The organism is Psychrobacter glacincola, assembly GCF_904846215.1.
GTDB classification, from domain to species: Bacteria; Pseudomonadota; Gammaproteobacteria; order Pseudomonadales; family Moraxellaceae; genus Psychrobacter; species Psychrobacter glacincola.
Genome location: NZ_CAJGZK010000019.1, coordinates 55,191 through 66,896, shown reverse-complemented (window position 1 = coordinate 66,896; position 11,706 = coordinate 55,191). Strand labels below are relative to the sequence as shown.

The following is an 11,706-nucleotide window of genomic DNA, read 5'->3' as shown; positions in this document are numbered from 1 at the left end:
TTGCCTAGTTTGCGCCCGTTCTTCTTGGTGTGTTTGTCACGACAAAAAGGGCAGTTTTTTGATTCATGACGTTGATTCCTTGCAAATATAGACAGTATATAGCTTCAGAGCCTACACCAGCATGAATAATGTCCATTACACCGCGTTTTTAGAGAATTTTGACTATGAATAAAAAAGCTGCTCTTTGATAAGAGCAGCTTTTTTATTAACAACATTTATTCAAATATGAACAGATTAGCGATTAGGCACCGTTAAGCGTTGACCGCGTTGCAGCATCGTATCCACTGCAATGTTATTCATATCCGCAAGCTCTTTGGTTGAAACATCGTATTTGCGTGCCAGTCCAATCAAGCTGTCTCCTGAGCCAACCGTATAGCTGACCGTTACTTTCGGTACTTTAATGGTTTGACCACGCTGTAGCTGGGCTTTGGTCGTCATATCATTGGTAGCAGCTAAGTCCTCAACTGAAACCCCAAAGCGACGTGCTAAGGCAATGAGTCCATCGCCAGATTGAACCTTATAGCTTTCTGTGTTACCTAGCTTTTTGCCGCTATTACTGGTAGCTGGCGCGCTATCAGACTTACTGTTTGTCTCTGTGCTCACTGTACTACTGCTCTTGCTACTGGCAGAAGCACTGACACTACCTTTAGCAGGAATGGTAATCGTGCGACCTAATATCAGGTTAGAATTGGTCTTGAGGTTATTTGCTGCTGCCAAATCACCCAAGCCAATATTGTAACGCTGAGCAACACCTGTCAGAGTATCGCCTGATTTTATCTTGTAGCTGACTGCTTCATCATTCAGCTGACGATCGACCAATTCTTTTGAGACAGGTACTTTGATTGTTTGTCCACGTTGCAAGCGCGCTTTCGCATCAAAGTTACTGTTTACGGCTGCAATATCTTCTGCGCTAATCCCAACACTATTAGCAATGCCAATCAAAGTATCCCCTGATTTGACTTTATAATTGGTCGTTGCCACAGAACTTGCACTGCTAGACTTGGCAGGTGTGCTACTGGTTGTGCTCGGTGTAGTATTAGGCGCATTGTTAAAAGTAAAGTCTACGTTGGCAGGTACTTTCAATGTTTGACCGACGTATAATGAGTCTATGGTGCCAATTTTATTGAGGCTAGCCAATGTCTCAGTCGTTATATTAAATTGGCGTGCAAGTGCGATCAAGCCATCGCCCGCTTTTACTTTATAGTTTTTGGTCGCAGTCGATGACTTCTTTGGTTTGGTCGATGGCGCGGCCGGTGTGCTGACTGGAGCCGTCACTTTACCTGGGATAAGCCAGAGTTTCTGACCTCTTAATAAGTCTGCACGGCTACTCAAATTATTATAAGTTGCTAGCTGCGTTACTGATAAACCAAAACGATTGGCAGTACCTATCAGCGTATCACCGCCTTGTACTACATAACTTTCAGGCTGGCTTGCGACGGTGCTGCTAGTAGTGCTCAATGGTTCAATGGTTTTGGCATTGTATAAATATAAGGTACTACCGGAGAGCAACTTGGCACTAGCATCCATCTGATTCCATTCAGCAATATCGCGCCAGTTCACACCAGAGCGACTGGCAATATTAGCCAAAGTATCGCCTCGTTTGACCGTATAAGTAGTACGTGTGCCTTGTGGTTTTGGTTTGCTGACTGAGGTTTTTGGGAAGCTCAGTTTTTTCTCTTTTCCTGTCGCTTCTAAGATGGACTGCTGCGTCTGTACTGCTGATAGGTTGATATTACCATCGGCGTTAATAACGTTGGTTTCAGGCGTATTAATACGAATTTGATTGGCAATAAAGTCACGCTCCGCTTTACTTAGTGGCGGCTCTTGAATGATGGTATTGTTTTGTGTGATTTGCGCTGATGTGGTCGGTAAGCTGTTACTGCTTTTCAGCTCAGCATTGATTTTTTTGGTTTCTGCTGAGGTTAAAGGCGGCTCTGTACGCACTGAGGCACTGCTGCTATAAACCGAGCTGCTGGTCGTTGATGACGATGGCGGGATATAGCTGGTGGTTTGCTGCGGGACGCTAGCGCTCGCTGCATAATCAGCAAGACCTTTGCCAGTACCCGGCAATGAGGTACTACTAGTATATGGCTTATTGTTATAGCTTGGCGTTGTCGACCCAGAATAACTTGGCGTGGTAGCAGTGCTGCTGGTATTGCTAGAAGCAAGAATATTACTACTGCCATTGCCCCTCAAAGCGCTCAGCCTCACATCAGTAGTAAGACTGACATCATTAGGAATAATAATACGCTGCGGACCTGATGAGTCGATACGCGCTGAAGTCAACGCCGTATTCAGTCTTTCTAACTCATCATAGCTAACACCGGTGACTTGAGATACTTCGGCCAAGCTTACGCCATAATTGACAGGCACACTACGAAAATGCTGACGGTTGGCGATGGCCGGTAAATAAACGCCATATTTCTCAGGCTTAGCAACAATTTCGGCCACTGCCAAAAAGCGCGGTACATAGTTCATGGTTTCAGTCGGTAATCTGAGCGACCAATAGTCGGTAGGTAAGCCTTGAGCTCTATTGGCATCAATGGCTTTTTGCACACGACCAGGACCGGCATTATAAGCGGCTAATGCCAGCTCCCAACTACCAAACTGATTGTGCAATGCGGTCAAAAAGTCATAAGCGGCACGCGTTGATTCAATGACATCACGGCGACCATCGTAAGTGCTACTTTGGTTGAGACCATAGATACGCCCAGTACTCGGGATAAACTGCCATAAGCCTGCCGCTGCCGCACTACTGGTACCACTTGGATCGTAAGAGCTCTCGATCACAGGTAGCAAAGCCAGCTCGGTTGGAATATTACGACGCTCAGCTTCTCGCACTGTGTGGTAAATATAGCGACTGGCACGCGCCGTTAAACGGTTTAGATAGTCTTGTCTACTGGTAAACCAGCCTTTTTGTGCTTCAATACGCTGATTGTAAACCGGCTGTCCACCGTTCATCCGATACCCAGCACGTAGGCGATTCCACAAATCACCATATTGTTGAATGGCAAGTTTGTTGCCCTCAACCATAGTCATATCGTTGGCTTCTAATAAATCAGCAAGCTCATCTAAACTTTCAGCATCCAAAAATGCAGTTGAATAATCTGCATTTCCCGTTGCCTGAACTTGCGTGGTCGGACGCTTATTAACCACAGCTGTGCTGCCAGTCGCACCCGTATTTTTCACCGCTGATGTATTACTACAAGCACTGATAAGGAGCGTTGACACCGCAAGCGTCAATGGTAAAGCTATAAATGGGCGATAGTTTGATGACACAGTAGACATGATAATGAAAGTTTCCTAACAATAAAAAGTGATGAAATAAAGTTGATTGACAGTATAGTATGCAATATCAAACAAAGACCAGCTCAATATAAAAGATAATGCACAAAATTTACTGCGCTCTATCATTGATGGCTAAAGGTTCTGCTTGCTAGCTGACTTTATTATCGAAAGAAGATTAATTAATCGTAACTTGTGATACAGCGCGCAGAAGTATAGCGTCGCCGGTAGATAAAGCCAATGTCACTCTTGATGTGGTGGCAAAGGAGACCTTTTGACCATCTTTGACCCAGCTTTCATTGGTAGTCACATTGGCTTTTGCTTGCCCACCTGAAATCACGATATTATCGACATTGATATCATAGCGGTAGTTTGAGGTATTGCCCCAGCTATTTTGCAACAGCTTTAAATAAGCCTCTTTATCCAAACTGGTAGACTTGCCTTTTCTGGATAATGAAATCAATGCCTCATCAGAAACCAAGCGCGCAACCTGATTGATATTTTGATTATTTGCGGCAGTTTTCATAGCAGTTGCGTAGTTTTGTACCAAGGCTTCAGTCATGGTTGCCGCTTGCGCACTGACAGTGATGGCGCTGACGGCAGCAACAATTGCCACCACGCTAGCACCTTTTATCAATAGAGCCAGCAGCCCTGTTCCCCATAGTTGTTTCATGATATTCCTTAATAGTGGCTTTATAATCATTGTTATTAGACGACAATGACATAGCTGCGATTTAATTATAGAATGCTATTTATATCCAATAAATCTTATACCTATTGAAACAATAGTTACTGATGACCTGATATATTTAATCAACAAAGTAAAAGTGGTTAAGCAGTGTTTTTGTTGACCGTCATTTCTAACAAGTATTTTATATGAGATTTTTAGCAGCCCTCGTTAGGATGTTTTTAGCCTATCACTTAATTCTCACAGCCTTGTGACACCCTGTGTAATTATTGCGACTACTTCAGTAAAGCATACTCTTTAGGCAAGATGGTTATCTTATAGAAAGCATACATTAAATGATGATGCTTATATAATGGTTTACGCAGCCATGACCTATTAAGTTTTTACGATTTATTGTCAGCCGTATAGTCTTCATAATGCTCATCATCGCTTAACTTCATACCCAAGCGCTCGACACGTCTGTCCATCATTTGTCGTGCCAATGCTTGCATGTCTTCAACACGATCTATCTCATCAACAATTTCAAGACCCAACAGTGTCTCAAACACATCCTCTAAAGTAACCAAGCCTTTGACTTCACCATATTCGCCAACCGTAATCGCAATATGGAGTCGGTTTTTGAGCATCAGCTCCAGTAAATCAAACAATTTCATTTTTGAGAATACAAAGGTGATGTCACGTTTAAACTGCGTCAACGGCTTGTCTACTGCGTGATTGACCTTTGCTAATAGCATGTCGGTTTTTAATACAAAGCCTGTAATATTATCCAAATCACCATCATAAATCGGTAGTCTAGAAAAGGTCAGCTTTGGGCGATCAACCAATAACTCGGCGACTGTTTTATTTTCTTCAAAAGAGAGCATCACTGAACGCGGGGTCATTATATCTTCAACTTTAATAGCACCAAATGCCAGTAAGTTACGGATGATACGCGACTCTAATGGATCAATCTGTCCTGACTCTTCACCGATACTGGCAAGCGCGGCAAACTCACGACGGCTAAACGCCTGTGGTTCTTTTCCGCGCACTAGTAGCTTTGTTAATTTTTCTGATATCCAAATAAGTGGATACAACAGTAAAATAATACCTCGTACAAAATAAGCAACCATACCACCTAATTGGCGCCAGTATATCGTCCCGAGAGTTTTTGGCATGATTTCTGATAAGAACAAAATCGCCAATGTCATGACTGCAGAAAATAATCCAAACCAAGCACTACCAAATACAATCGTTGCCTGCGCACCAGCACCAATAGAGCCCAAAGTATGCGCCACTGTGTTCAGCGTCAAGATAGCTGCCAAAGACTGATCGATATTATCAATCTTTAAACGTCTTAGCATATTGGCTCTTTTTGGATTAGTCTCTTGAATGTCAGCAATATATGACGGTGTCATACTGAGTAGTGCAGCCTCTGCCAACGAACAAATAAAAGAGATGCCAATCGCTACTACTACAAATAAGATGAGCAGTAGTATGCTGCTTGCGCTTGGGTCCGCCAATGCTTCAGCTGCCCAAACAGTTTGCGGTAGCAACGTTATCCCAGATAACAACAGAAAGGATTTGATACTCAAGCGAGTATCGCCACGCATCGTCGGGGGAGGTTTGGCGGAAGCGTCTTTACGACAAGCACGCGAACGATGTAAACGAAGTACAGACACAAAAGAGGTGAACAAGTTAGGTAACCTAAATAAAAAAGAAAAAGGAAGTCACAATATATCATGAGCCGAGGCAAGCAGATAGAAAATATTATCGGATATAGTGTCGATTTTTGATATATAAATGAGCGACTATCGCTCAGTACAGTGGCTTGAATCTTACTGTAAAGACTGATGACTATTTGCTTTCGATAGTAGCATTGATGCGCTTATTTCACAATAAATCACTATATATTTCAATAATCACGATACATTTGAGAATGAGAGAATATCAATTTTCCTTGCTAAAATAGTAACTAGTTAATATTAGGCTTATTTGGTAAGTTAATAGATTCTATATAGTATAGACAGTTTAAAAAGGAAGAAAGGCAAAATAGCGCGCTATCAACATCTCTTTAGCTTAAGAAAAACATACCCAGCTTATGATTAACAGTTACCAAGTCTGGTATTTTTTGCTACTATGCGTCTAAATTAATTATTATCTATAACTTGTCGAGAAAAATTATGTTGTTATTTATCCAAGCTGCTCATGCTGCTGAAACTGCCGGTGCCGCCTCACTGTTTGGTCAAATCTTATTGCCAGTTGCTTTTTTTGCTATTTTTTACTTTTTGGTGATTCGTCCACAATCAAAACGTACTAAAGAGCATCGCGCTATGGTAAGTGCTTTGACAGTTGGCAGTGAAATCATATTTGCTGGTGGTTTGATGGGTCGTATCAAACATTTAGAAGGCGATTATGCAGTGGTCAGCTTAAATAATAATACGGACATCAAAGTACAACGTGCTTCTGTTATTTCAGTATTGCCAGCTGGTACTATCGAAAGCGTTTAATCGTTACTTATGATTGTGATAATTGATCACTGGAATAATGGCTTGTCGGATAATGACTTACTATTACTATTTCAGTATCGATTAATAGTTGTAATGACTATAAAATGACCGTACATTATTTACGGTCATTTTTGACTTTACCGTTTTATGTTTTACTATCATCGCGGATGATCGCAGTGGTGTACTATATTATTATGGCTGCTATAGCGGCTGAATAAGTACCTCACCATTGTTATCGCTAACTTCCCATCGGCTAACTTGTGACCTGTGTCGCCAGTAGTTTATCAACTTAAAGAAGTGATTATGCAATATCCCGCTTGGAAATACCTACTCATCATCGTCGTACTAATCATTGCCGGTCTATACGCTGCTCCTAACTTATACCCTGACGAACCTGCCGTACAGATCACCAGTGCCGCAGCAGGCACGCAGTTGTCTGAAGGCATCTTGACCGAGTCGCAAGGCTTGTTAAAAGAAGCTGGCTTGAACTACCATGATGGTACGTTTATAGGCAACAGTGCGTTAGTACGTCTTGATAATCCAGTCGATCAGCTCAAGGCTCAGGAAGTATTGAGAAAGAACTTGGGCGATAACTATGTGGTCGCGCTGAACTTGGCGCAGACAACACCGCAGTGGTTACGTGATATCGGCGCAAAGCCCATGAAACTTGGTCTTGATTTGCGCGGTGGTGTCCGTTTCGTCTTAGAAGTTGATATGGACAAAGCGCTTGAACAACGTCTCATCAGTGCCAGTCGTGATATTCGACGAGATCTAAGAGCTGAGCGTATTGCTGTTAAAGGTATCAAAAACGACAAGCGTACTGTGGTATTGCATTTTTCTGATACAGACACTCGTAACCGCGCACAAAACGTTTTGCAAAGCTCGATGAGTAATACTTTTACGCTGCAATCTTCTATCGATGGGCAAGGTCCTGCGCTGATTTTGGCGTATAACGACGCTACGCTTGATGAAATCAATAGCTATGCGGTCAACCAGAACTTGACTACCCTACGCAATCGTATTGCTGAGCTTGGGGTGACAGAAGCCTTGGTGCAATCACAAGGTGCTAGCCGTATCGTCGTTGAGCTGCCAGGTGTACAAGATACCGCTGAGGCAAAACGTGTCCTTGGTCGTACGGCCAACCTTGAGTTCCGTATGGTCGCTGAAGGTGCCGAAAATTATACGGGCGGTATACCTCCTGCTGGTACTGAAGCTTTCCCATTTGAAACGCTTGATGGTCCGCCAGTATTGCTGGAGCGTCAATCGATCGTCACTGGTGATAAAGTCACCAATGCTCAGACAGGTATTGATGAAAGTGGCTCACCTGAGGTTAGTATTACCTTAGATAGCGCTGGTGGTAAGCTCATGCAAAACGCTACCCGTACCGCGGTTGGCAAGCAAATGGCGGTAGTATTCATTGAAAATAAACAACGAATCACTTATGAAGAAGACCCAGCTACTGGCGAAACGACTGAAGTTCGGACGCCATATGCTGAAACGAAAGTCATTAACCGTGCCAACATCCAAGCCGTACTAGGCTCATCTTTCCGTATCACTGGTCTGGACAGTAGTGCTGAAGCGGCCGAGCTTGCATTGTTACTACGCTCAGGCGCGTTAGCGGCACCGATGTATTTCGTTGAAGAGCGCACCATTGGCCCATCACTTGGTCAGGAAAATATCGATAAAGGCTTATTCTCTACGCAGGTAGGTTATTTATTAGTTTTTGCGTTTATGATTATCTTCTATCGTCTATTTGGTGTGATCGCTAATATCGCTCTAGCATTCAACGTTATTATCATTATCTCTATTATGTCAATCTTAGGCTCATCGCTAACGCTACCTGGTATCGCTGGTATTGTATTGACCATTGGTATGGCGGTCGATGCCAACGTGCTGATTTTTGAGCGTATCCGTGAGGAGCTGGCAAATGGAGTGAGACCGAAATCAGCTATCGTGGCAGGTTTTGATCGTGCTTATAGTAGTATTTTCGATGCCAATATCACAACCTTACTGGTCGCCTTTATCTTATTTGCGATTGGTACAGGTCCGATTAAAGGCTTTGCGATTACTTTGGCCATTGGTATCGTCAGCTCGCTGTTTACGGCAATTTTAGTAACCCGCGCACTGATACAAATTGCTTATGGTAAGCGTAAATCTATCAAACGTCTGAGCATCGGTTAGGAGAAAACTATGGCAATCGATAATAACAACCCTCTAGAACAACAGAACAATCCTGAACCCAACGGCTCAAATAGTGAAGCAAGTGGGCGTGGGCGTAAAAAACCGCGCCGTGATGGCAAAGGTAGCAATACCCAAACCAATAACGCCACTGCTAAGAAATCAGCCAGTAAAACTCAGCGTACTGGCAAAGGGGCTAATAAAGACAGTCAAGTATTCGCGACTACTGCTCTTGATCCTAGCTTAGCATTAGGTGATGCCGCTGAAGATGCTGCTGCCTATGCCGAAGGGGGTATCAAAGCCGTCGGTGATCAGCGTATCATCCCTTTTATGAAACTAGAAAAGCCAATGGGCATTTTATCAATCATTTTGGTGATTGGTAGTATTATTGCGATTGCGGTCAATGGCTTAAACCTTGGTCTTGATTTTACGGGTGGCGTGTCAGCAGATGTGCGCTATGAGCAATCTGTTGAACAAGGTGATGTGGTCACTGCGTTAGCAGATAATGGCTTTGATGATGCAGTCGTGCAGTATCTAGGCACCTCGCAAGAGCTGCTAATACGCTTGCCACCCCAATCTGATAACATCGATGGTCTTAACACCAGCCTGAGCGAAGCGTTAGCGCTACCTAATAATGATGTTGAAATCAGTAATGTTAATATTATCGGCAGTCAAGTTGGTAACGAGATCTACCTAAGCTCAGTCATGTCGATTGTACTCGCACTAGCCTGTATGCTTGGATATGTCGCCTTGCGCTTTCAGTTCAAACTGGCGATTGGTGCGGTGTTGTCCTTGTTCCATGATGCTGTCGTGACCATCGGTGTTTTTGCCTTATTTGGCTTCCCATTTGACTTAACGGTACTAGCAGCCATCTTGGCATTGATTGGTTATTCATTGAACGATACCATCGTTGTCTATGACCGTATCCGTGAAAACTTCCGCCGTGTCCGCGGTATTAGTCCGCGTCAAACGATTGATTTGTCATTGACAGAGACACTACGCCGTACGATTATGACTATATCAACCGTACTATTAGTGGTGTTAGCGATGCTATTCTTAGGCGGTGATGGCTTATTCTGGTTCTCAGCGGCGCTGTTTATTGGTTTACTTGCTGGTACTTACTCCTCTACTTATATTGCAAGCTCGATTCCTCTAGCGATGGGTCTGTCACGTGATGACTTTATCGTCAAAGTAAAACCTGAGTTTGAAGAAGAAATCGTGACTTTCAATGATCCAAAAATGTTTGAACAAGATTGATAATGGCACCCCAGCTCACTTGGTAAATTCTCTACTAAGTGAGTAGATAAGCGTAATCATGACAAAAGCACCTAGACTCTAGGTGCTTTTGTCTATATATGCTGGTCAAGATCAAATCAATATAGTCAGTGAAAAGTAATATCGACACATTATGTACTGCGGGTATCAATTTTTCTTGCTTGCTGTGCCTACGCAGACAGAGGCTGCAAAAAATTTATACCCGCAACACCGTAGCGTTTTTAGAGTATTTTGACTATAGCTAAAAATTTAAGCGCTGCTATAAGTTCTTATCCTTAACACTACCTATGAGCATTCTTAATCTGCCTATCTAAGCGATTGCCTTATGTCATCTACCCTACCGCCAAGTGCTATGCCGCCTATCGACACTCGCTATGCACGTATTATCGCTATTGCATTGCCAGTATTATTGGCAAATCTTGCAATGCCACTACAAAGCGTCATTGATACGGCGATTATTGGCAATATGAATGACACAGCAAAACTTGCTGGTATCGGGCTTGCAGTACAACTGCTATCACTATTGCTTGTCAGTTTTAACTTTCTGCAATATGCCTCATCTGGACTTTCGGCGCAAGCATTAGGACAGTTGGCTAATAAAAGCACTAGTCATAGCGATACTCTAAAAAATAATCCTAGTCAGCAATCACCGCTGTTGTCCATCTTGCAGCGGGCATTGGCTTTGGCATTTATTATTGGCATGGTTTTACTACTGACAAAACCTTGGCTCATTGATATTGGTCTACGGGCGCTATCCGCCAACCCTAATAGCGGTATGGCAGCAAAGACGTATTTAGATGTGCGTTTTTGGGGTGTGATTGCTGAGCTGATGAACTTTGCTTTTATCGGCTGGTTTGCCGGTCAAGGCAAGACCCGTTATATGCTGTATCAACAAGGTTTTATCGCCATAATTAATATCATTCTGACGCTATTTTTTGTCTTTGTGATGGATATGGGCTTGATCGGTGTCGCATTGGGTACAACGATTGCCTTTTGGCTGGGCGTGGTATTGGCATTATGGCTCAGTCGTCTACATTTAAAAATCTCTTGGCAGGCGTTATTTACCGCTGACCCGCAGCATTTTAGCAAGAGTAATATGCTTAGGCTATTTTCATTAAATAAAGATATCTTTATTCGTACGCTTATTTTAACCCTAAGCTTTGCTTGGATTACTCGACTCTCTGCCCAAAGCGGCGATGTCATACTGGCGGCCAATGCTATTTTATTACAAGTATTAAGCATCTCAGCCTTTGCCCTTGATGGGGTGGCAGTCTCTGCTGAGACGTTAAGTGGACAAGCAGCAGGTCGACGAGATTGGTCACGCTTTCGTATTGTTGTGCAGCGTACCGGCATCGTGAGCTACGGTCTCGCTATCTTGCTAAGTGCGATATGGTGGCTTGCCATGCCCACATATTTACAGTTTATGACCAATATTGAACCCGTCTTTACGCTCGCCTACGACTATCACCTGTATGCCGTTTTGCTACCACTCGTTGGGGTTGGTGCTTATTGGTTAGATGGGATATTTTTTGGTTTAACGGCAGGTAGTATCATTCGCAATGCCGCTGTTATCTTAGCGGTTATCTTTTTCCCACTGAGTTGGTTGCTTTATCAGCAGTGGGATATGATGGGCATCTGGCTTAGCGTATGGTGTTTATTATTACTAAGAATGCTGATACTCGCTGGGTTCTTATACCGTGCTCATCGGACAGGCAGCTATGAAAAACTCCAGCTTGACCATTGACCGATCAGCGTTACACTATTAAGCTGCCTTTAACATTTAATAATAAATAA

At 43.2% G+C, this 11,706-nt stretch carries 7 protein-coding genes; 4 read left to right on the top strand and 3 right to left on the bottom strand.

Annotated features, from left to right (window positions below):
• Window positions 1-234: 234 nt before the first annotated feature.
• The 3 genes from JMW90_RS10760 to JMW90_RS10750 form a co-directional block, all read right to left on the bottom strand.
• A complete protein-coding gene (locus JMW90_RS10760; protein WP_201564051.1) occupies window positions 235-3,288 on the bottom strand; it encodes a LysM peptidoglycan-binding domain-containing protein in 3,054 nt (1,017 codons plus the stop codon).
• A 175-nt stretch (window positions 3,289-3,463) separates the two neighbouring features.
• Entirely contained in the window at window positions 3,464-3,958 is a 495-nt protein-coding gene (locus JMW90_RS10755; RefSeq protein ID WP_201564049.1) for a hypothetical protein, read from the bottom strand.
• A gap of 398 nt (window positions 3,959-4,356) precedes the next feature.
• Window positions 4,357-5,631 (bottom strand): hemolysin family protein, encoded by a 1,275-nt coding sequence (locus JMW90_RS10750; protein WP_201564059.1) that lies wholly within the window; start codon window positions 5,629-5,631, stop codon window positions 4,357-4,359.
• 501 nt (window positions 5,632-6,132) lie between these two features.
• On the opposite strand from JMW90_RS10750, the gene yajC reads away from it, so the two are divergent.
• The 4 genes from yajC (at window position 6,133) to JMW90_RS10730 (ending at window position 11,656) form a co-directional block, all read left to right on the top strand.
• Window positions 6,133-6,459, top strand: coding sequence for a preprotein translocase subunit YajC (yajC, locus tag JMW90_RS10745; protein WP_011513446.1), 327 nt, complete (start codon window positions 6,133-6,135; stop codon window positions 6,457-6,459).
• Window positions 6,460-6,762: 303 nt separating this feature from the next.
• Window positions 6,763-8,640 carry a protein translocase subunit SecD gene (secD, locus tag JMW90_RS10740; RefSeq protein WP_201564047.1) on the top strand — a complete coding sequence of 626 codons (1,878 nt, stop codon included), beginning with the start codon at window positions 6,763-6,765 and terminating at the stop codon, window positions 8,638-8,640.
• A 9-nt stretch (window positions 8,641-8,649) separates the two neighbouring features.
• Window positions 8,650-9,894, top strand: coding sequence for a protein translocase subunit SecF (gene secF / locus JMW90_RS10735; protein WP_201564045.1), 1,245 nt, complete (start codon window positions 8,650-8,652; stop codon window positions 9,892-9,894).
• 343 nt (window positions 9,895-10,237) lie between these two features.
• Window positions 10,238-11,656, top strand: coding sequence for an MATE family efflux transporter (locus tag JMW90_RS10730; RefSeq protein ID WP_201564043.1), 1,419 nt, complete (start codon window positions 10,238-10,240; stop codon window positions 11,654-11,656).
• Window positions 11,657-11,706 lie beyond the last annotated feature (50 nt).